This is a genomic window from Prosthecobacter sp. (assembly GCF_044222565.1).
In the GTDB taxonomy this organism is placed as follows: domain Bacteria; phylum Verrucomicrobiota; class Verrucomicrobiia; order Verrucomicrobiales; family Verrucomicrobiaceae; genus Prosthecobacter.
Genome location: NZ_JBGANA010000043.1, coordinates 1 through 22228 on the forward strand (window position 1 = coordinate 1; position 22228 = coordinate 22228).

The 22228-nt window shown below is 57.7% G+C and carries 17 protein-coding genes; 9 read left to right on the forward strand and 8 right to left on the reverse strand.

Annotation, left to right across the window (positions count from 1 at the left end):
* Nucleotides 1-334 precede the first annotated feature (334 nt).
* The 6 genes from ACILSR_RS32045 to ACILSR_RS32070 form a co-directional block, all read right to left on the reverse strand.
* Complete coding sequence (locus tag ACILSR_RS32045) at nucleotides 335-1945, reverse strand: patatin-like phospholipase family protein (protein WP_395753906.1); 1611 nt, start codon at nucleotides 1943-1945, stop codon at nucleotides 335-337.
* 29 nt (nucleotides 1946-1974) lie between these two features.
* Complete coding sequence (locus ACILSR_RS32050) at nucleotides 1975-2355, reverse strand: hypothetical protein (RefSeq protein WP_395753907.1); 381 nt, start codon at nucleotides 2353-2355, stop codon at nucleotides 1975-1977.
* Between the two features lie 313 nt (nucleotides 2356-2668).
* A complete protein-coding gene (locus tag ACILSR_RS32055; protein ID WP_395753908.1) occupies nucleotides 2669-3517 on the reverse strand; it encodes a metal ABC transporter permease in 849 nt (282 codons plus the stop codon).
* 346 nt (nucleotides 3518-3863) lie between these two features.
* Entirely contained in the window at nucleotides 3864-4679 is an 816-nt protein-coding gene (locus ACILSR_RS32060) for a metal ABC transporter ATP-binding protein (RefSeq protein WP_395753909.1), read from the reverse strand.
* A gap of 11 nt (nucleotides 4680-4690) precedes the next feature.
* On the reverse strand, nucleotides 4691-5125 hold the full coding sequence (locus tag ACILSR_RS32065) for a hypothetical protein (protein WP_395753910.1): 435 nt from the start codon (nucleotides 5123-5125) through the stop codon (nucleotides 4691-4693).
* Nucleotides 5126-5306: 181 nt separating this feature from the next.
* On the reverse strand, nucleotides 5307-6248 hold the full coding sequence (locus ACILSR_RS32070) for a metal ABC transporter substrate-binding protein (RefSeq protein ID WP_395753911.1): 942 nt from the start codon (nucleotides 6246-6248) through the stop codon (nucleotides 5307-5309).
* A gap of 290 nt (nucleotides 6249-6538) precedes the next feature.
* Here ACILSR_RS32070 and ACILSR_RS32075 point away from each other — a divergent pair, with 290 nt between their 5' ends.
* From ACILSR_RS32075 to ACILSR_RS32095, 5 genes are all read left to right on the forward strand, one after another.
* Nucleotides 6539-8485: a TonB-dependent receptor gene (locus tag ACILSR_RS32075; RefSeq protein ID WP_395753912.1), complete on the forward strand. Its 1947-nt coding sequence runs from the start codon at nucleotides 6539-6541 to the stop codon at nucleotides 8483-8485.
* 205 nt (nucleotides 8486-8690) lie between these two features.
* Nucleotides 8691-10181 carry an exopolysaccharide biosynthesis polyprenyl glycosylphosphotransferase gene (locus ACILSR_RS32080; protein ID WP_395753913.1) on the forward strand — a complete coding sequence of 497 codons (1491 nt, stop codon included), beginning with the start codon at nucleotides 8691-8693 and terminating at the stop codon, nucleotides 10179-10181.
* Between the two features lie 59 nt (nucleotides 10182-10240).
* Entirely contained in the window at nucleotides 10241-11158 is a 918-nt protein-coding gene (locus ACILSR_RS32085; RefSeq protein ID WP_395753914.1) for a glycosyltransferase family 2 protein, read from the forward strand.
* Between the two features lie 185 nt (nucleotides 11159-11343).
* On the forward strand, nucleotides 11344-12822 hold the full coding sequence (locus ACILSR_RS32090) for a hypothetical protein (RefSeq protein WP_395753915.1): 1479 nt from the start codon (nucleotides 11344-11346) through the stop codon (nucleotides 12820-12822).
* A gap of 8 nt (nucleotides 12823-12830) precedes the next feature.
* Nucleotides 12831-13604 carry an SDR family NAD(P)-dependent oxidoreductase gene (locus ACILSR_RS32095; protein ID WP_395753916.1) on the forward strand — a complete coding sequence of 258 codons (774 nt, stop codon included), beginning with the start codon at nucleotides 12831-12833 and terminating at the stop codon, nucleotides 13602-13604.
* Nucleotides 13605-13824: 220 nt separating this feature from the next.
* Here the strand turns inward: ACILSR_RS32095 and ACILSR_RS32100 are convergent, their stop codons facing one another.
* Nucleotides 13825-14985 (reverse strand): KamA family radical SAM protein, encoded by a 1161-nt coding sequence (locus tag ACILSR_RS32100; RefSeq protein ID WP_395753917.1) that lies wholly within the window; start codon nucleotides 14983-14985, stop codon nucleotides 13825-13827.
* A 446-nt stretch (nucleotides 14986-15431) separates the two neighbouring features.
* Between ACILSR_RS32100 and ACILSR_RS32105 the strand changes: the two genes are divergently transcribed.
* Nucleotides 15432-16964: a DUF4080 domain-containing protein gene (locus tag ACILSR_RS32105; protein ID WP_395753918.1), complete on the forward strand. Its 1533-nt coding sequence runs from the start codon at nucleotides 15432-15434 to the stop codon at nucleotides 16962-16964.
* A 233-nt stretch (nucleotides 16965-17197) separates the two neighbouring features.
* Here the strand turns inward: ACILSR_RS32105 and ACILSR_RS32110 are convergent, their stop codons facing one another.
* Nucleotides 17198-19906 carry a carboxypeptidase regulatory-like domain-containing protein gene (locus ACILSR_RS32110; RefSeq protein ID WP_395753919.1) on the reverse strand — a complete coding sequence of 903 codons (2709 nt, stop codon included), beginning with the start codon at nucleotides 19904-19906 and terminating at the stop codon, nucleotides 17198-17200.
* A gap of 116 nt (nucleotides 19907-20022) precedes the next feature.
* On the opposite strand from ACILSR_RS32110, the gene ACILSR_RS32115 reads away from it, so the two are divergent.
* Genes ACILSR_RS32115 through ACILSR_RS32125 form a run of 3 tightly spaced genes read left to right on the forward strand, consistent with a single transcriptional unit; the run spans nucleotide 20023 to nucleotide 22193 of the window.
* Nucleotides 20023-20745: a hypothetical protein gene (locus ACILSR_RS32115; protein WP_395753920.1), complete on the forward strand. Its 723-nt coding sequence runs from the start codon at nucleotides 20023-20025 to the stop codon at nucleotides 20743-20745.
* 57 nt (nucleotides 20746-20802) lie between these two features.
* Nucleotides 20803-21456 carry a helix-turn-helix transcriptional regulator gene (locus ACILSR_RS32120; RefSeq protein ID WP_395753921.1) on the forward strand — a complete coding sequence of 218 codons (654 nt, stop codon included), beginning with the start codon at nucleotides 20803-20805 and terminating at the stop codon, nucleotides 21454-21456.
* Complete coding sequence (locus tag ACILSR_RS32125) at nucleotides 21453-22193, forward strand: hypothetical protein (RefSeq protein WP_395753922.1); 741 nt, start codon at nucleotides 21453-21455, stop codon at nucleotides 22191-22193. Before ACILSR_RS32120 ends, ACILSR_RS32125 begins: the two co-directional genes overlap by 4 nt.
* The last annotated feature ends 35 nt before the right edge of the window (nucleotides 22194-22228 follow it).

The window sequence follows — 22228 nt, forward strand, 5'->3', positions numbered from 1 at the left end:
CCCTCGCCCTCGCCCTCGCCCTCGCCCTCGCCCTCGCCCTCGCCCTCGCCCTCGCCCTCGCCCTCGCCCTCGCCCTCGCCCTCGCCCTCGCCCTCGCCCTCGCCCTCTGGCGCACCCTCACCCACGAAGTCGTCCAAGAATACCCCGGCCCCCTCAAAGACTCAAATTAGCCCAGTCGCGCCGAACGGGTTCCAAATGATGCAGGCACTCCTACCTGCATCACTTGGAACCCATGATTTTCGAGTAATCGTTACTCCGTGCCCACGCCATCGTTGCTTCAAAGCGCCCCATCCACATAGCAACGTGTCTGCTTTTGATGGCAAAACTCAGGAGCTTACCAGAACTGCCACGATAAATGGCACCAATTGAAGACTGTGTTCCAATATTTGAACAAGAGTCCTCCAAGTAAGAGCAATCCAAATACACCAATTCTCCATCGACGCCTTCGTTTGCGCTGTTGAATTATAACAACACGATCAGACTCCGCTAGTTTCTCAGCTGCAAGAACTGCAGCTTCATCTGGGCCATCGTCCAGATTTTTTCTCAGTAAGAAACGAAGTGCAGATGCCTTGCCAATATTGAGAAGAAATCTTTTTTCGGTAGAGTTCAGGTTGAAATCAATAGTGCCAATTGGACTCGTATCGATCACCACTACGTTATTCAGGTTTTTATCGACGGTTTCGCGTTCATCTCCATCAACCACTATATCTAGCAACTCAGTTCCCATGAATCTTTGGTTAGAGTCATCGCGCTTTCCTAAGTAAAGAGCGACGTAAGGTTTTCCCGGGTGACTTTCCATGAAAGTTTTCAATGGAAAATTATTTCGAAGTCCACCGTCATAAACTCTTCGCCCATCAACGCTCTGAGGATAAAAAAACAGTGGTATTGACATGCTGCATCGTGCGGCAAAGGCAGCTACCGTTTCTTTCCGTCTGCCATTTGAATCAAAATCTATTGCCCCAGATCCCTTTCGGCAAGCATAGAGTAACGCTCCATTTAAGTCCTCCATAAAGATCTCACCAACCCTTGAGGATCCAATCTTTTTGCTGTTAGCAAGCAATTCTGCCATCCAAAGCCGGAAGTGTTCTCCGGGAAATAATCCGAAATGGCGAATGAAATTCCATGGAAGTCTCCACCAACTTGAATCCAAAAAATCGAGAAAATTCTTTTTTGACAGAATTTCACCCAATTCATGTGGTGAGTATTCTGCCGCCAAAAGAAGCGCAGTGATTGCTCCTGCTGATGTTCCAACGTGACGATCAAACCAAAAATGCTTTTCTATTTCAATTAAAGCGCCTGCGAATGCCAATCCCTTTACCCCTCCGCCCTTCATAACGATGGCATGTGGATAGTCACCACTTACAAGTTCGCGCATTTTTTTAAGCGCCGCTCGTTCCAAAGTGCTGATTTTTTTCTCCGTGGAGCCTTGCGCGGGACCTAAATTTTTCTCGCATTCATCACACAACAAGCCTGAGTCCATTGACTCGCGAATGTCTCGTTTGTCTATTTTTCTGTGAAAGTAACAAAATTTATGTTCGGGCTCATTATGGCTTTTAATTGAAGGGTTGACGAAGCTAAGAGCGTAACGAGTCAAATAGTAACTACAGTATCGCCTCTCTTCTTTGACATATTGCGCACTTGAATGCAGTGTAACAACGGCTAATCCGCTTTTAGCTTGATGAGATCCAAACAAATTTGCCAATTTAGGGGACTGTAGCGGCGCGTTGATAAATGCAATTATGTAAGGGCGATGCCCGCCTTGACTATCTCGGTGGTTTTTCAAGAAAGCCCAAATATCTTCTGAATTATATTCTCTTCTTTTGAAGTCAATCCCATCAGTTCTGTTAGATTCGGCGGTTAGGCGAAAAATGAATTCATTCTGAACTCCGTTTAGTTGGTCTGCGGACGATTTTAGCAACGAATAATAATCGCCACCGATGCACATGAGTTCAATTACATACGGCATTGTGATCTTTATGGTAAAACGATTAATGCGGGGTCGTCATCACTAATTATTTCTTCTGTTTCAGCATTGGTTATCCGAATGCCATACTTGTAATGCCCTGCTTCGGAGGCCTTGCCAGCATCTATGATTACTTCGCCATTCTCCTCGCTTACTGGAGATGCAGGTGGATATTTAATCGATTGCCCATACGCGGTAAAGTCCTTGTTACTGTTACCTTTAAAAGGGTTGCTTTTTTCGAAATAAATTGTGCACTTAATTTTAATAGATTGCGCCAATCTTCCGTTAAAAAATAACAGTTTCCAAACGACCCGGTCACCCACATGAATTAAAGCCGGTTCAGGGGTGATGCTTAAACCCACACCTGCGAGAGAGTAGACTAAGATAATCATAGGTTGTGGCTATGTTTCGACCAGTTTTAAAATGGATAATTCAAAGCTCATCAAATCGTGAACCTGTGGGCCTAAAAGCTTTTTTAATTCTGATATTTTATGCTCCGATCCACTTGCAAACCAGTTAGCAAATGCAGTTCGGACATTCCTTGTTTTGGTCTGGTTGCATGCAAACTTAAGTTTGTTGACGGTCGTATTCATTATGATGACTAGCACTAAAAGCGCAACAATTTCTTAGGCGGTTTGTAATTAAATAGCTTCTAAAGCATTGAATCACAGCGGCGTGTAAATCGGATGATTGTTTACGCCCCCCTCACGCCACCCCCCGACGCCTGCTAAACAGCCCATACTTCGGACTGAAAACATACGCGATCACAAAGAACACCCCCAGCACCACAATGATCGTCGCACTCACACTCCACCCCAGCGGATACGACAAAAAGAACGCCGCCACCGACCCAATCGCTCCGATAATACCCCCGCCCCAGAACAACGTCCGCGCATTGTTCGTCAGCAGATAAACCGTCGCCGCAGGAGCCACCATCAGCCCCACGCTCAGAATGCAGCCCACCGCCTGCAGCGATGAAATCAGCACCAGAATCGTCACCGCAAACGTCGCATAATTCAAGAGCCGCACCGGCACCCCCAGGCTCGCCGCAATGTTCGGCTCAAACAGATAGATGAGCAGCGGCCGTTGCAGCGTCGTCAGCGTGATCACCGCAATCGCGCTGATCCCAAACGCGATCCACAAATCCGAGTCCGCCATGCCCACGATGCTGCCAAACAGCCACTCATCCAGCTTCTGCCGCATGTCCAGATTCTTCAAAATCAGCACCCCGCCCGCAAACGCCGTCGTGTACAGCACCCCCATGGCCGTGTCCTGATCCAGCCGCGACGTCCGCGAAAGAAAGATCGACCCCAGCCCCACGATCAGCGCCGCAAAGATCGCCCCGCCCAGCGCACTCCACTGCGTCAGCCCCGCGATCAGCACCGCCAGCGCAATCCCCGGCAGCAGCGAATGCGACAGCGTCCCGATTTTGAGCGCATCCTTCCGCAGCACCACAAACGCACTCACAAACCCGTTCGCAAACCCAATCATCAAACACGCCATCAGCGTCCGCTTGGCAATCGGTTCAGCAAGAAAATCAGCAAAAGTGGACATGGCGAAAAAGAATAAAAATTGCCTCGGAAGAACCAGATTTTGAAACCACTAATCGAACACTAATAAAACACTAATGTTCAGACCGGATCTGAGGCATAAAAATTCTGGAGGCTCGGATTAGTGTGTGATTAGTGTTCGATTAGTGGTTAAAATTCTTCTGCTTGGCTTTGCGTATCCGCATGCTTGGAAATCTCTGTGTCCCATCGTGTCTCTGTGGTTAAAAAAGAGGTCTTTCTCCATTTAAGTCTTCAGTCTCATCAAACTCTGGCCTCTGCGTTTTTCCAATCTCTTGCGGTGCAGAATTCTGGAGGATCGGATTAGCGTCATATCAGCGTCCTATTAGCGGTTAAGATTTCTGTTCCTGCCTCTCCGCCGGTTCCAAGTTGTCATACGCCGCCGCCACATGCTCTGGCGTAAACGCCTCCGCCACCGGCCCAAACACCACCTGATGCCTCCTGATCAAGAGCACATCATCAAAGATGTTCGTCACCGTCTGCAGATCATGATGACTCGCAATTAATAGCCGCCCCTCCGCCGTCAGCTCTTTAAACAGCCGGCTCAGATTCTCCTGCGCCGGCTTGTCCAGCCCCGTAAACGGCTCATCCAGCAGCAGCACATGCGCCTCCTGCGCCAACGCCCGCGCAATAAACGCCCGCTGCTGCTGCCCGCCCGAAAGCGCGCTGATCTGCCGATCCTGCAGATCACACAGATTCATGCTCATCAGCGCCCGCTCCACGATCTCGGCATCATGCTTCGAATACTGCCGCCACCACCCCAGGTTCGGATACCGCCCCATCTCCACCAGCCCGCGCACCGTGATCGGAAAATTCCAATCCACGTCCCCACGCTGCGGCAGATACGCAATCTCATGGCTGCTCCGCGTCAGCGGCTTCCCCCGCCACAAAATCTTTCCTTTATCTCCGGGTATAATCCCCGCCAGCGACTTCAACAGCGTGCTCTTGCCCGCCCCATTCGGCCCAATCAGCGCCATGCTCCGCCCACACTCCGTCGCAAAATGAATGTGCTCCAGCGCCCGCACCTCCTGATACTGCACGCTCAGATCCACCACCTCCAGCCGGTGATGCGCCGTATGCGCACACCCACCGCCCCAGCAGACGTGCTCCTTCGTTTTGTCATGGGCATGGCTCGTTGCGGCACTCATCTCATCTCATTTCATTTCCAAATAAACGTGATCACCTCATCCATGCTTCCGCCTGAAGACCACCGCGTCTCACTCCGCGAAGCCAGCCCATCCGGCTCAACTTCCAGCGTCAGGGCTGTATCCGGCGTGCCTTCCGGCCACGTCGCCTGAACAAAAACGTCCACCCCGTCATGTGGAGAGGGCAGGGAACTCCTCCATTCAAGCGGCGTGTCCTCAATCCCAGCGATCTGCTCCTTCTCCCCGATTTTCACGCTCAGCTTCACCGGCTTGTGCGCATACCGCACCCGCACCAGCGCCTTCACACCCTTCTCCTCCACCCCCTTCACCGCCGTAGCCTCCTTCGCCTTCGCCACATTCACCGTCCCCGTCAACTGACTCAACGGCACCGCCAGCACCACAAACATGAGGCACAGCAGAATAATCTGAATCGGCGGAAAACCACGCATGACATCAGCAAATGATAAAAAGGGGTTGGGATGGAAGGGCGGATTTATTTAACCACAGAGACACGATGAACACAGAGTCCTGACACAGATCTGGATTGGAAATCTCTGTGTTCATCGTGCCTTTGTGGTGAATCTCATGGCTGCTCAGATGCTATTCCGTTTTCGATAGCTCACGTCACACTCACTTCGCAGGCGCCGCCGGAGCCAGCGCCGCCACGATCGACCTCACATTGTGCGCCAGCATCGTCTCAAACGTGTGCGCCACCTTGGCCGTGCCATCAGCAATCAGCGGCTCCCCAATCTTCACCCCCGTGCTCCGCGCGATCTCCGCCAGCACTTTCGGATTCGCCTGATCCTCCGGAAAGATCGCCTTGATCCCATGCTCACGGATCTCCTCGATCGTTTCCGCCACATGCTTCGAAGACGCATCATCACTGCGACCAATACCCAGCAGCGAGATCGGCTCAAACCCATACTCCTTGCAGAAATACCCAAACGCCCCATGCGCCGTCACCAGCAGCCGATCCTTCTTCCCCACTTTCGAAATCTCCTTCTGCGCCCAGCTCTTCAATTCTCCAAAGCGCTTGCTCGCCGCCTTCGCCCTTGCCGCATACGCACTCGCATTCGCCGGATCCACCGCGCTCAGCTCATCCGCCACAATCCGCGCCGCGCGCTTCATGTTCTCAGCACTGTGCCACCAATGCGGATCCTCCGCCCCATGGTGATGATGGTCATGCTCCTCATCATGATCTTTCTCATCCTTGCCTTTCTCCGCATGCTCATGGTGATGCTCCTCAAACGGAATGGACGGAATCTTCGCCCCCACCTCCACCAGCTTCACATCCGCGCCCAGACTGTCCCGCAGCTTATCAAGAAAGCTCTCCAGCCCTTTTCCTGAAGCCAGCAGCACCTTCGCCCCCTTCATCGCCGCCAGATCCTTCGGTGCCGGCTCAAAGTGATGAATATCCGCCCCCGGTTTCAAGATCTCCACCACCTCCACATTCGCTCCACCCACCTGCTGCGCCAGGTCAGCCAGGATCGGATGCAGCGTCGCCACCTTGGTAGTGGCAAAAGTCGGAAGAGCAGCGGCCAGAAAGCAAAGAGATCGGATGAGGTGCTTCATAAAAAAGAACTAGGACATGGAAAAACGAAAATACAAATGATTTGCAATTGCAAACTGATTGCATATAAACCGCGATTATGCAACTCACTTGCACTATTTCCCGCCCTCTCAGCCCCCTCTTCGCGCTGTTCCTCTTCCCCGCCTGGGCCTCCGTTTTTGCGGAATCCGACACACAACTCCGCCCCCAATTGATTAAAAACGACACACAATTTCGCCCTCAGGTGATTGCAACGGACACACGATTTGGCCCCAGGGTGATTAAAGCCGCCCCCTCTGATATTGAGATACCTATGGAAGAGATGGTTATTACAGCGCCAGCGGCCCCAAAACTGGACCCAGCCCCCTCCGTCCTCAGCGGCCAGAACCTCACCCTCGCCCTCGAACCCAGCCTCGGCCAGACCCTCGCCCGCATGCCCGGCGTCAGCAGCTCCTACTTCGGCCCCGCCGCCAGCCGCCCCATCCTCCGCGGCCTCGATGGCGACCGCGTCCGCATCCTCCAAAACGGCCTCAACACCATCGACGCCTCCGCCACCAGCCCTGATCACGCCGTCAGTTTCGACACCTCCAACCTCAAATCCGTCGAAGTCGTCCGCGGCCCCGCCACCCTCCTCTACGGCCCCAACGCCATCGGCGGCGTCGTGAACTCCCTCGACGGCCGCATCGTGGAGGAAAAACTCGACGGCACCATCCGCGGCGCCCTCAATGACCGTTACACCTCCGTGGACAATGGCTACCTCACCAGCGCCATGATCGAAGGCGGCTATAAAGGCCTCGCCTTCCACGTCGAGGCCTTCACCCGCGCCGCCGAAGACTTCCGCATCCCCGGCAATGCCCGCACCACAGCCGAGCAGACCAGGAACCCTCTGCCTCCAGGCGACAAAGAAGTCAGCAAAGTCATGCCCAACAGCAACCTCCGCTCCGAAGGCGTCACCAGCGGCCTCAGCTACATCTGGGACAAAGGCTTCTTCGGCTTCGCCTGGACCGAATTCCACACCAACTACGGCTCTCCCGCCGAACCCAACGTCGTCATCGACATGCACCAGCAGCGTCTCGATGTCCGTGGTGCCTTCTACAAACCGCTGCCCCTCATCAAGGAACTCAGCTACAAGCTCGCCACTTCCAGCTACCAGCACACCGAATACGACAGCGGCCAGCCCTCCACCCTCTTCAAGAACAACGGCTATGACGGCCGCGTGGAAGTGAAGCACGAAAGAATCGCCGGCATGGAAGGCACCGTCGGCTTCCAGTCCGGCCGCAGCGAGTTCAGCACCGCAGGCAGCGAGGCCTTTCTTCCACCCACGATTACCCAGGCAAACTCCCTCTTTCTCTTCGAAGACATCGCCCGTGGCCCTTTGAGCTTCCAGTTCAGCGGACGCTATGATCACTCCGGCGTCGAGTCACTCGCCAGCGCCGCCTTTGGCCCCGCCCTCGCCAGAACCTTTGGCACCTTCAGCGGCTCACTCGGCCTCGTCTTCACACCGAACGACGCCTACGCCGTCACCTTCACCATCAACCACGCCGAACGCGCACCCACCTACCAGGAACTGTTTGCCAATGGCACCCACTCCGCCACAGGGGCCTTTGAAATCGGCAATCCCAATCTCAACCCCGAAAAATCTCTCGGCTTCGATCTCAATGTAAAGAAACGCACCGGCTGGATCACTGGCAGCCTCAGCGGCTACTACAACCGCTACAGCAACTTCATCGGCCAGTTCCCCACCGGCATCGTCCACGTCGTCGGCGGAGAGAGCTACAACGAGCTCGTTTACCAGGCCACCAGCGCCGAGTTCCTCGGCTCCGAACTCGAGACCACCTTTCATTTGCTCCATCCCATCACGACCGATCCTTCGGCCAATCCAAACAACCTCCACCTGCAGTTCCGAGCCGATGCCGTGCGTGCCCGCGACAAACAAACCGGTCTCTCCCTCCCCCGCATCCCACCCTTCCATCTCTCCAGTGCTTTGATGTTTGATCGCGGTGCCTTCGGTGCCCGCTTGGAAGGCATTTATGCAGCACCCCAGGCCCGGCTCGCCATCAATGAATCCAGAACCAGCAGCTACTTCATGGTCAATCTCTCTCTCACCTACCGCCTCAAGCAAGGCCCCACCACGACCGATTTCTACATCAAAGGCCTGAACCTCACCAATGCCGAAGCCCGCGAGCACACCTCCCTCCTCAAAGACCGTATGCCCCTCCCAGCCCGCGGAATCGCCATAGGCATGAAGCTTACCTTTTGATTCCTCAGCCCCTCCCGGGCAAAAATCTCCCAAAGCGCTCCCCTGGCTTTCAATTCCCCGCCGTCCATTACGCGGAACCAGTTTCCACATTCTCAAAAGTGGTACGCTGAATCGATTATTCTTCCAAAAAAGAGATAATTACCATAGGATTGTCTTGCGGCTAAATCTATACTGAGTATAATTTAGGTATTCAGTATTAGCAGCCATGGACACCATCCACTCCAATTCCAATATTTTAGGCTCTGGCCCAGCCTACCAGGCCCTAGAAGCCCGGCGTGCTTGGCGCGAAAAAGAACAGCTCTCCCCCCACTTCTGGGTGCTGGTCAGCATCTTGGGAGATCTGGTGATGGCCCTGCTGGCTGCGTATTCAGCCTACTGGCTGCGCTTCCACACCATCATCCGGGAGTTTGGCAACTTCGATGAGATGACCTTCCGGCAGTACAGCGGCCACACGGCGCTGGGCAGCTTGTCTTTGATACTCGTGCTGGGCTGGCAGGAGATTTACCACAAGAATGTGCTGCTTCGCAGCCGCTGGGTGTCCTCGAAGATTGCCAAAGGAGTGCTGGTGTGGACGGCAGGATTCCTTGCCATCACGCTCGCTTTGAAATTGGAGCCGAGCATCTCCCGCGTTTATGTCATGCTCAATGGGGCCACAGCCTTGCTGCTGCTTCTGGGCTGGCGCGTTTTGTTTATCTCCTGCCTGCGTGCTCCGGGACGCATTGAGGCCTTGCAGCAGCGCACGCTGTTCGTGGGGTGGAATGCCGAAGCGGTGGCGCTGTGGAAGACCATGAAGCGGGATCAGACGGGTAGCTTTGACATCATGGGCTGGGTCCGGACCGGAAGCCCTGAGGACGGCTGCCCCCAGGACGAGGTCGTGCCTTGCCTGGGAGACCTGAGCGAAGTGGAGCAACTCGTCAGCGCTCATGCGGTGGACATGGTGGTGGTGGCGGATTTGCACGGCCCCCGCGAGCAGATGATCACCATCGCGAATCTTTGCGAACGGGAAATGATTCAGTTCAAGGTCATCCCATCGTATTTTCGAGTGTTTGTATCGGGGCTTACGCTCGAAACCATCGCGGGTACTCCGGTGCTGGGGGTGACACGTCTGCCTCTGGACGACACGCTCAATGTGATGGCCAAACGGGTGGTCGATATCGTTGGCGCCACCATTGGTCTGGTGCTGAGCGCGCCGGTCATCGCTTTGTTCAGCGCCATCGTCTGGCTGGAGTCACGTGGATCGGTGTTCTACCGTCAGCGGCGCTGGGGCTGCAACGGTGTGTCGTTCGACATCATCAAAATTCGCTCCATGAAGATGAACGCGGAAGCGGCCAAAGGTGCTCAATGGTGCGTCAAAGACGATCCGCGTCGTCTCAAGGTGGGGGCCTTCATGCGCAAATGGAATATCGATGAACTGCCGCAGTTCTGGAACGTGCTGAAGGGGGAGATGAGCCTCGTCGGACCGCGGCCCGAGCGTCCGGAGCTTATTGCCGGCTTCAAACATCAAATCCCGCACTACAATGCACGCCACCATTCCAAGCCCGGCATGACCGGCTGGGCGCAGGTGAACGGGCTTCGGGGTGATACTGATCTTGGCGAGCGCATCCAGTGCGACCTCTGGTACCTCGAGAACTGGAGCCTGTGGCTCGATTTCCAGATCATGCTGCTGACCTTCTTCAAGCGGGACAACGCTTACTGAGATTTAAGCAACATACGGGTAGAATATCGCCGGATCTCCAGCCATTCGTTGCGCACTCCATGCCGCTGTTCACGGTTTTTACGCCCACCTTCAATCGTGCTCACACGCTGCACCGTGTGTTTGAAAGCCTGCAGGCGCAGACGTTGCGTGATTTTGAGTGGCTGGTGATCGACGACGGCTCCACCGATGACACGCCCGCTTTGATGGCGCGTTATCAAAGCGAGGCGGTTTTTCCCCTGCGCTATCTGCATGAGCCGCATCGCGGTGCGCACCATGTGCACAATCTCGCACTGCGCGAAGCCCGGGGCCAGTTCAGCATCAAGCTTGATTCCGATGACGGCTGTGTGCCGGAGGCGCTCGCGCGTCTGAAGCACCACTGGGAAAGCATTCCGGCTGACAGACGCGATTCATTTTCCGGCGTCACCGGTCTGTGCCAGGACCAGAACGGTCAGCTCGTTGGCTCGCGCTTTCCATCCGACCCGCTCGACTGTTCCGCTGCTGAACTTGAGTACCGGCACAAGGTGCGCGGGGAGAAGTGGGGCTTTCTGCGGGTGGATGTGCTGCGCCAGTATCCCTATCCGGAGAAGGTCTCGGGCAACTTCATTCCGGAGTCCTACATCTGGTGCCAGGTGTCCAAGCGCTTTAAAACCCGGCACATCAATGAGGAACTGCGCATCTACTGGACGGATGCTCCCTCGCTCGTCCATGGACCGGGCAATCCGCGCACGAATGCCGAAGGGCATCGTCTCATGTTCAAGATGGTGCTCGATTGCGAGAGCGGCTGGTTTTTCACGGCACCGCTGCGGCTGCTGCGTGCGGCGGTGCAGTACAGCCGCTTCGCGTTTCTGAGCGGGGTGGGGGTTGGTGCACAGTTTCGTGAATTGAATTCCATCGGAGCTCGGCTGTTGTGGATGGTTGGTGCACCTGTGGGGTTCATGCTGTGGAGACGTGACTGTTTTCGGTTTCCGAAACCTTGAGAAACTTTATCGAAGCACTGCTCCGGAACCTGACGCTGCGGTGGGGTTGATCGAGAGGTGAGACAATTTTTGCACTACCTGGAGCTTTCGCTCAAGATTCCGCAGACCATTGTGCGTTTCTGTCCACGGCGCCTATGGCCAAGAGTCCGTTAAAGCAGGGCCAAAGTGCACTCAAACTTAGCTTCATGAAGATCCACCCATTCATTCAACGCCAACGTTGGCTGCTGCTGATCATTTCATTCATGGCCGGAATGCTGTTCTCGGCAAAGGGTGCGGACGATGCTGTCGCGATTGGGTCGAGACGTGAACTGTTTGTGGACCGGCTGCTGGTGGGGGAGCTTAAAAACACGGTGCTCAAGCTTCATGAACCGCAGCTCATGCAGCCGGTGCCGCAGGCACGCCCGCATGGGCATTATGCCACGGTGCTGCGGGCGCCGGACAAGTTTCAATTTTATTATCGCGGCGACAAAGATCCCAAGGTGACGTGGAAAAACCAGGGCATCGAGGCTTATCATGACGGCGAAGTGACCCTCTATGCGGAGAGTGCGGACGGCATCCACTGGACGCTGCCCAAGCTGGGGCTTCACGAGCATCCCACCTTTCCAGAAGGGAACATCATCCTCATGAACGAGTTCATGGTGAATCACAATTTCACGCCGTTTATTGACACCCGGCCGGGAGTGCCCGCCGAGGAGAAATACAAGGCGCTGGGCGGTCTGGCGTACCAGTCGCATCAGCAGGCTGTGCGTGAGAAGCGTGGTCCCGGCGGCTTGAAAGCTTTTGTTTCACCCGATGGCATCCACTGGAAAAAACTGCGTGATGAGGCGGTGATTCCGGAGGACTGGGGGAAATACTTTGATTCGCAGAATTACTCATTCTGGAGCGAAACTGAGCAGTGCTACGTCTGCTACTTCCGCCGCTTCATTGGCGGATTGCGCGGCATCGCCCGCACGACCTCGCAGGATTTCATTCATTGGACGCCGTTCGTCGAGATGAAGGCGAACCTGCCGGGTGAGCATCTCTACACGGCATGCACGCAGCCCTACTTCAGGGCGCCTCATCTTTATCTGGCCCTGCCCACGCGATTCATGGAGAAACGTGGCGCGGCGACGGACATCCTCTTCATGAGCACACGCGGAGGGGAGACCTATGACCGTCTCTTCACGCAGAGCCTGATCCGTCCTGGGCTGAGCAAGGAGGGATGGGCGAACCGCGCGAACTATGCGGCGATCGGCATTCATCAGACTGGAGATACGGAGCTGTCTCTGTTCCTTACGAATGGCCGGCGTTATACGCTGCGGCTGGATGGTTTTGTCTCGGTGAACGCCCCGCTGGAAGGCGGAGAGTTCATCACCAAGCCGCTGACTTTTGAGGGCAGTGAGCTGACGATCAATTATGCAACGAGTGCCGCAGGACAGATGCAGGTGGAAATCCAGGATGCGGATGGCAGGCCCGTTCCCGGTTTTTCGCTGGATGCGTGTGATCCCATATACGGTGACCACATCGACCGTGTGGTGACCTGGAAGAAAGAGCGTGATGTGGCCAGACTGAAAGGCGAAGTGATCAAGCTCAGATTTGTCATGTCCGATGCCGACCTCTTCGCCGTGAAGTTTCAAAACACCCCGGCTGACTTAAACCCTGCTCTAAGACCTGACAGACAATAGACTTTTTTATGCTCGCCCAATACGCCCGTTATCCTTCCCTCATTGATCGCACTGTTTTCATCACGGGAGGTGCCGATGGCATCGGCCGTGCGCTGGTGGAACAGTTCGCCCGCCAGGGCAGCCGTGTGGCCTTTGTGGACAAGAATGTGGAGTATGCCCATGCCACGATCCAGCGCTGCCGCGACGCAGGGGTGGTGCACGCGCCCTTGTTTTATGAGGTCGATCTGCTGAACATCGAGGCTCTGAAGGCTGCCTGTGAGGCGGCGGTGCGGGATCTGGGCAACGTGACCGTGCTGGTCAACAACGCCGCCAACGATGACCGCCATGAATGGCAGGACGTGACACCGGAGTATTTTGACAACCGGATCAACACCAATCTGCGCCACTACTTCTTTGCCATCCAGGCCCTGGCGCCGCAGATGATCGCCGCCGCACACGGCTCGGTGATCAACATCGGCTCCAGCAGCTACATGATGCAGGAGGATTTTTTCCCCGGATACGCCATCGCCAAGTCAGCGGTGGAGGGGATCACACGCACGATGGCGCGGACCTTTGGCCCCCATGGTGTGCGCGTGAATACCGTGCTGCCCGGTTGGGTGCCCACGGAGCGTCAGCTTACGAAATGGTGGTCCCCCGAAGGCGAGGCTGGCACGATGCGCGATCAGGCCCTCAAGCGCCGCATCCTGCCCGAGGAGTTTGCGCAGATGGTGCTGTTCCTGGCGGCGGATGATGGAGCGGCGTGCACCGCGCAGCAGTTCATGGTGGATGGCGGGCGGTTTTAATTCCACATTGTTAAGAGTTTAGGGGGATACGGAGCGTTCTTTGTTCCGCAGGAACAAAGCTACTTTGCTTCGCTGGGGCGGCAGCCCCACGTAGCTCAGTTCCTGTGGAACTGAGGGGAGTTCCCATCATGCCGGACGCCTGCGCGGTTCAGCAATGAGCTGTAGGGCGGCGTGACCCACGGTTAACCATGTAGAACTGAGGCGCCGGCCAATAAAACTCTTATCTCCGAACTAACGCCGGTTCCGGGTACTCGAATGTTTTGCCTTCGTAGTTGCGGATGACGACGCGTTGTTCGTCGCGGACGAGGACGTAGTCGGGGTTGAGGGGGACTTTGCCGCCGCCGCCGGGGGCGTCGATGACGAACTGGGGGACGGCGTAGCCGGTGGTGTGGCCGCGGAGCTGCTCGATGATGTCGATGCCGTCAGCGACGCTGGTGCGCAGGTGGGAGCTGCCCTGGATGAGATCGCACTGGTAGAGGTAGTACGGGCGGACGCGGCACATGAGGAGCTTTTGCACGAGGCTCTTCATGATTTCGGCGTTGTCGTTCACGCCGCGGAGGAGGACGCTTTGATTGCCGAGTGGGACGCCGTGATTGGCCAGCAGGGCGAGGGCGTCGCGGACTTCGGTGGTGAGTTCGCGGGGGTGATTGGTGTGGATGCTGAGCCACAGCGGGTGGTGCTTTTGCAGCATTTTGCAAAGCTCGGGCGTGATGCGCTGCGGCACGAAGATGGGCACGCGGCTGCCGATGCGGACGAATTCGATGTGCTTGATGGCGCGCAGGCGGGTGAGCAGGGCGTCGAGCTTGGCGTCTGAGAAGAGCAGGGGATCGCCGCCGGAGAGGAGGACGTCGCGCACTTCGGTGTGACGTTCCAGATAGCGGAAGGCGGCCTCGAATTCGGTGTGAAGTTCCTGCTCGCCCACGCCGGAGACGACGCGGCTGCGGGTGCAGTAGCGGCAGTAGCTGGCGCAGCGGTCGGTGACGAGGAAGAGCACGCGGTCCGGGTAGCGGTGGACGAGACCGGGGACGGGCATGTGGCTGTCTTCGCCACAGGGGTCGCTCATTTCATCCGGGTCTTCCCAAGTTTCTTCGATGCGGGGAATGACCTGGCGGCGGATGGGGCAGCCGGGGTCTTCGGGATCAATGAGATTGAAGTAGTGTGGCGTGATGGCCATGGCCAGCTTGTTGCCGGAGAGGAGCACGCCTGCGCGTTCCTCCTCGGTAAGCGTCAGATGCTCTTCAAGCTGCTTGAGCGTGGTGATCCGGTTCTTGAGCTGCCAGGTGGCGCTGTTCCAGTCGGAAGGGGCGACGTTTTTGTCGGACCAAAAGCCATGACCGAAGGAGCGGAACTCCTTCTCAGGCTGCGGGAGGGTGTCTTGCATGTACTGCGGGATCGGTGAGCGCGAGGTTAGGCGCGGGAGTGTTGCAATGTCAAACGTCCCCTGCGGTCGTTTGGGTGCATTCCTGATCGCCCGTCCATGAGTGGACGGATGCTCAAATCCCCCCTGAAGGAGTTCGGGCAGGCAGATTCGCCCGATCCTTCCAAAATAACGGAAAACGACGCGACCTGGTGCTGAAAATTCAACCTGACCGCCCCGCCTAGTCGAGGTGAGCAACCACGATGTAGATGCACAGCAGCAGGGCGGTGAAGAGGAAGAGGTGACTTGGATGCAGTTGTTTCATGAATGACTTGGTTCTGGTAGCAACGGGCATGCCACCCTTCTGGCGGATCCTGCCTCCGGGCGGGGGTAAGCGTGTCTGCGGGCTGTTGGGTGGATGCCGCAAAGGTGTTTGCCGCGCACCGCCTGCTCGGCGACACTCGGGGGAGATGCCCGAAATCGTCCTTGCCACGCTCAACGCGAAATACATCCACAGCTCCTTCGGACTGCGCTACCTGATGGCGAACCTGGGGGCGCTGCGGGAGCGGGCGTGCATGATGGAGTTTCAGATCAACCAAGCGCCGCTGGAGATCGTGGAGGCGGTGCTGGCGCAGGAGCCACGCATCGTGGGCTTTGGCATTTACATCTGGAATGTGGTGGAGACGACGGAGGTGCTGGGGATGCTGCGGCGGCTGAGGCCGGGGATTCGCATTGTGCTCGGCGGGCCGGAGGTTTCTTATGAATGGGACGGGCAGCCGATTGTGGCGCTGGCGGACCATGTGATCACGGGGGAGGCTGACCTGAAATTTGCCGAGGTGTGCGGCGTGCTGCTGGGAGAGGATGAGGCGGCAAAGGCTGCGCTGCCGAAGGTGATGGCGGCCGGGCTGCCGACTCTGGAGAAAGTGGCGCTGCCGTATGACCTGTACACGAAAGAAGATCTGGCGCACCGCATCCTGTATGTGGAGGCTTCGCGTGGCTGCCCTTTCACCTGCGAGTTTTGTTTGTCATCGCTGGATGTGCCGGTGCGTGCCTTTGGGCTGGAGGCGTTTTTGCAGGCGATGCAGGGGCTGCTGGATCGAGGGGCGCTGACTTTCAAGTTTGTGGACCGCACCTTCAATCTGCACCTGCCGACGAGCATGGCGATCCTGCGCTTCTTTCTGGATCGCTGGCGGGACGGGATGTTCCTGCACTTTGAAATGGTGCCGGACCGGCTGCCGGAGCAGCTACGCGGCATCATTCGTGAGTTTCCCGTAGGCGCGGTGCAGTTTGAGGTGGGGATTCAGACGTTTGATGAAGCGACGTCGAAGAACATCAGCCGGCGGCAGAATCTGACGCGGCTGGAGGACAACCTGCACTTTCTGCGCGAGCAGACGGGCATTCATGTGCATGCGGACTTGATTGTGGGACTACCGGGCGAGGATGTGGCGAGCTTTGGGCGTGGGTTTGACCGGCTGGTGAAGATGGGGCCGCAGGAGATTCAGGTGGGCATTTTGAAACGACTGCGCGGCACGCCGATCGTGCGGCATGATGCGGAGTATGAGATGAAGTACTCGCCAGTGCCACCCTATGAGATGCTGGAGAACCGGGACATTCCCTTTGTGGAAATGCAGCGCATGAGGCGCTTTGCACGCTACTGGGACATGGTGGCCAACAGCGGGAACTTTACTGCTGTGCTAGAGCTGCTGTGGCAGCAGAACGAGTCGCCGTTTGTCGCCTTTATGTCTTTTGCTGAGAGCTTGTATAAGAAGCTGAAGCGCACGCATCAGATCGCGCTGCCGGTGCTGGCGCAGTCGCTGTTTGATTATCTAACGCAGGAGTGTGGGGTGCCGATTGAGCTCGCGGCTTCAACGATGATGCAGGATTGGAACCGGGTGCCGGGACGTGAGGGGCTGCGGCTGAGCGGGGCGAAAACATGTGAGCGTGAAGGAACGAAGAAGAGCACTGCGGGGAGCCGGCAGGCAAGGCATGTGGGGGTGGGGTAGGGCGATTTAAATTGTTTATGCCCGCACGGAACTGCGCTGAATTCGCAAGCCGAAGGCTGGCGCACATAGTGATCCGCACAGTCCTCTGTGCGGCTCCCAGCGTGATCGAAAGCCCAGACATCGCTCAGAGGACTGAGCGAACCACTTTGCTGGCGCACTCGCGATACTCTGTGAGTTTTTCCCTGCATCTATTGGCTGCACATCATTAAAATGCTCTAACAAAGCCGGATAGCTTACTTCTTCATCGCAGCAAGTGCCGCGAGGGTGGCGGCCTGCCAGTCGTGGCTGTGAGAAATGATTTTGCCGCTGCGGTCAATCACGACGTAGGTGGGGATGCCGTGGATGTCGTAGTCGCGAGCGCCGGATGAGTCTTCGGGCGCGATGGCGACGGGGAAGGTGTAGTCGGGATGTTTGGCGAGGAATTCGCGGACTTCCTCGGCGGGATAGCTGCATCGCGCGATGATTTCCAAGTCTTCGTGCTGATGCTCCTGCCAGAACGTGGCGACCTTTGGCAGGGCGGCCAGACAGGGGCCGCACTGGAGGCCCCAGAAGTCGATGATGCGGACTTTGGTGCTGGCTTTGGCGGCGAGAGCCGGAGAGTTGATCCAGGTTTCGACCTGCAAGGGGGGTGCGACCTGGCCGATCAAATTGAGCGGCTGCTCGGGGCGGGAAGGGATTTCGCGAGGATGCTCTGGCAGGCGCAGCTCCAGCGTGGTGGTGCCGGTTTTGACGCGTTGACCGCGGTAAATTTTTTTGGACTGGGCATTGCGTGCGGAGGCGGTGATGTGAAACCAGCCTTTGACCAGACCGGTAAGCTGGAAGCGGCCCTGGGCATCGGTGTGGGTGTTGCGGGAGAGCAGGTCTGCGGTGATCTCGGCATCGGGCACGGGCTTGCCGGTGTGGTCCAGCACGACGCCGCTGACCGTGCCCTCGGCATCGGGCAGCACCAGGCGCACTTCATTGGAGGGGACGGTGATGAACTGGTCGATCTCGCGGCTGAATTCTGGCGTGATCTGGATGGCGGTGAGGTAGAGCCGGCCTGCCACCAAAGGCCCGATTTGGAAGGCTCCCTTGGCGTCGGTCTTGGTGTTGTTGTAGAGACCGGGCTGGTTGTCGCCTTGAAAACGAATCTCGGCGCCCTCGATGGGATTTCCGGAGCCGTCCACCACGATGCCAGTGACTTTGTGCCCCGGCTGTATGAGCTTGAATGAAAGCTGCTTCGTCTTGTTCGGCAGCAGTTTGACCGCACGCAGCGCCTCCCGATTGTAGCCTTCCGCACTGCAGACGATGAACGGGTCCAGGTTCGTCCACAGACGGGGAATGACGTAGCGGCCATCGGCGTCGGTGTCGATGGTTTCCGGGACGAGGTCGGGGATGTGATCGAAATTTTCCATCAGGCTGACCCGAAGCTTAGGTGCTGACCACCGCACCTTGGCGCCTTTGATGGGGAAGCCGCTGTCATCGGTGACACGGCCTTCGACGCGGGCAAAGCCGTCGTTTTTGAGCTGGACAGTGACTGACTGGCCGCGCTGGGCCGGGGTGATCTCTGACATGGATCTGGCGCCATCCCAGGCGATGGCGGCGACGCCTTTGGCTTCGGCAGGGACCATGATGGTGAAAGTGCCGTTGTCCTTGGTTTTGGTGCGCTCGGCTGCCGCCCAGGAGTGTTCGGTGGTGAGCATGACGGAGACGTTGGCGGCTGGCTTGCCATCCAGGCCCAGCACTGTGCCGGTGACCATGTCCGCGGGCTTCACCGGCTGCAGCTTGAACTGGATGGTCTTTCGCTCGCCGTTCTGAACATTCACGGTGACTTCGAGGTGATCGCCACTGACGTGGTAGCCTTTGGGCGGGAAGCGCTGCATGCGGTAGCGAAGCAGGTGCCTGCCGGCGGGAAGCTGGAAAATGATGGGCTCGTCCACTGTCTTTCCCGTGTCTTCATCCACGACTTCTGCGGTCACGACGGCGGCGCGTTCGAGAGGGATGTCTCCCACGTCCATGGTCTCGCCCTCCCGTACCGCGTTTTGCTTCAGTTCGGGGCTGACCCACACATCGCTCAGCGGCGGGTACAGTGTGAGCCGCAGCCTGTAGGTGGACGGAGGGATCTGGGGCAGGGTGAAGGTGCCGTCCTCCTGCGTGCGGACGTCATCGCCATACGCTGTTTTGTAGGGATGGGTTTCGATGATGGAAACGAGCACACCGGCCGCGGGGGCATTGCTGCCATCCACGATGCGTCCGCGCAGCGCGCCCGGCTTTGTCAGGGCGATCTTGTGCACTGCTCCGTCGTTTTTTGCGGGTGCTCCGGTGTATGAGGTGTACCTGCCATAGGGCTGGGCAAAGCGGCTGTCGGCATGGCGGAAATAGATGCCGGTATCCCGCGGCAGACGGGTGATGGTGCAGCGCCCTTCCTGATCGGTGGTGGCTTTCCACAGGTCGCCGGGGAGTTTGGAAACGCTGCCCATTTTGGGAAATCGTTCTGTGCGCAGTTGCTTGCCGGTGAAGCTGGTGACCCAGACGTCAAGATTGGCTGCGGGCTGGCCGTCTGGCTGAAGTACCTGTATTTGTGCATCGGCCGAAGGGCCAAGGGTGATTTTGATGGCCCTGGGCTCGCCGGAGGGATTGACCAGGGAAACCAGATCCGTGCCAACCTGGCCATCTGGGGCGACTGCCAACACCTGAGCACCCAGGATGTCGGAAGGATTGGGATGCTGGCATTGGCTGTGGAATCGGCCCTTCGCATCCGTGCGGCCGGTGGCGAGGATGGGATTTACGATGGCGCGGGGATTGGTGCAGCTGACAAAGACCTCCACGTCTGCCGCGGGTGTGCCGTCAGCACGCATCACCTCGCAGTCGATAGGAACGATCCTGGGGGATGGTTCGGCGGCCAGGAGCACTGCGCTGATGAGGCAAAGTGTCAGGCCTGCATAAAAAGTTATTTTATTCACGGTGCGGAATTGCATCAGACCCTGGGGGTAAATGCAACGCTGCAGATGGTGAGAATGCCGAAGAATTCATGGTCCAGGAGGCGAACTGACGCTATGAAGTCGCGGTATCTCCATTCATGACCTCGTTTTCTGAGCTTCTAGACTCTCTCCAGGACTACCCGCGCATCAAAATCGTGGGCAGCTTTGAGGAACTGGTGGAGACGCCGATGCGAAACGGCATCAATGCCCTGTGCTGGCCGCGTGAGCTGGCGGGGGATTTTGGAGAGATCGTGGAAAAGCTGGCGGTGGGGAAGGGGATCACCAGCATTGATGAGGCGCGTCTGCGGACGCTGGATTTGAGCGATGCGGGCGGCGTGGCGCGGGAGATTCTGCTGCAGGATCAGGAGCTGCTGCGTGCGCGCGATTTGCAGCCCAGTCTGGACTGCATTCATGGCTATGTGAACGAGATCGAGCCGGAGCTGCTGCGCACGGACGTGCAGTCCTGGCATGTGGACAGCGCGACGGTGGAGGCGGACACGTATTTGTGCACGTATTTTGGCGCCACCTCCGAAGGGCTGAGCAATGAAGAGGTAAGACGAAGGGTGGACGTGCCGGAATTCCGGGCGGAACTGCGGAATATTTACGGTGGAGCCGATGACGAGGGCTTTCGGGAGTTCCTGCACGAGCATTATTTAGATCTGCATTACACCCCGCTGCAGCATGCCCTGCCGTTCTCCTTTGGCGTCGGTCCGCTGTGGCGCATCGCCACGGAGTATCCGGGCAGCCCGGTGCCTCCATGTGTGCACCGTGCACCGGAGACGCTGGCCGGGCAGCCGCCGCGTTTGCTGCTGATCAGTTGAGGGAGGCGGAGCATTGCGCAGGGCGGACAGCGGCGCTAGTCTCACGGCAAATCAACCATGCTTAATCTGCTTCGAGAAATGCTGCACTCGCCAGCGCTGGACATCATCCAGCGGCTGAAGCATTCCACCGGCCTGACGGTGAAGGAGCTGTGCACGGCCATGAAGATGAGCTACATGGGCGTGAAGCAGCACTGCGTGGAGCTGGAGAAGGCGGGGTTTCTGGACACCTGGAGGCGGCCGAAGGCGGCTGGGCGCCCCGAAAAACTGTACCGCCTGACGCCGAAGGCCGATGTGCTCTTCATGAACTGCGGGCCGGCGGTGACGCTGGACCTGCTGACCACGGCGGAGAAAGTCTATGGCGAGAGCGCTCCCCCGAAGCTGCTCTATTCCTATTTCCTGGCCAAGACAGAGGCCTGGAGCGCCAAACTGGCCAGAGTCACCACGGTGGAGGAGCGTGCCAGGCAGCTGGCGCGGCTGCGCAGTGCGGACGGCTGCCTGAGCGCCTGCGAAACCGATGCGCAGGGCCGGCTCTTGCTGGTGGAGCACCACCGCCCGCTGCGGGAACTGGCGGCGCGCTATGACATGGTGGATGAACTTGAATGCGAGATGATCGAGAAGCTCCTGGGCTGCGAGGTGCGTCGTTCGGTGGAAGAAGTGTCCGGCTTGGTGCGTGTTACTTTTCAAATCAAGACAACAGCGCATTCAGCATGACATCAGGGAAAGCAGGCAGGACATCGGCATGGATCAGAACAGTGGCAATCGCGGGCACAGGCCTGCTGGCATCTTGCGGCAGCACCATCGCTCCGCTGCGCCCCGCCTGGCAGCAGGACTCCAATCTCTTTCAGCAGGGTTTCCCAGCGCGCGCGGAGCAGACGACGAAGACGCCCCACATGGTGGCCCGCGTGGTGTATGCCACACCGGAACAAGTTGCGGACTTGATGGACCGGCAGGGAGACGTGCCTGACAGGCAGGGGGGATTTGCGCGCATGGGAGATGGGACCGTGGACCTCGCCGTGCAGGATGTGGCGACGGGGAAATGGATCGAGTCCTACCTCTGCGGCGGCATTCTGTTTGTCGCGGGGCTGCCCAATCAGGCCTACCGCATCGTCTTGAAAAACCGCACGCCCATGCCGCTGCAGCTCGGAGTGGGAGTGGATGGCAAGGACCTGCAGACGGGGCGCACTGCCTCGCTGGGGAGAGGCACCCTGCGCATGGAGCCAAAGGGCACGCTGACTCTGGACCATTCCTCACAGGGACCGATGCTGTTCAAGGCGGTGAGAAGCGATGCGGTGTTGTTTGATACCAGCCCGCAGGGACGCACGGGATTGATCCAGGTGGCGGTGTTTTTGGCTGAGGATGCGCCCAGCATAGGACCGGAGAAGCTGCGGGCCAGCCAGATCGCGCCTCTGGGACTGTTCCCCATCGGCAGGCCGGAACAGTACCGGTAGAAGAGTTTGCAGTGGTTGACGGTTGTTGACGGTTG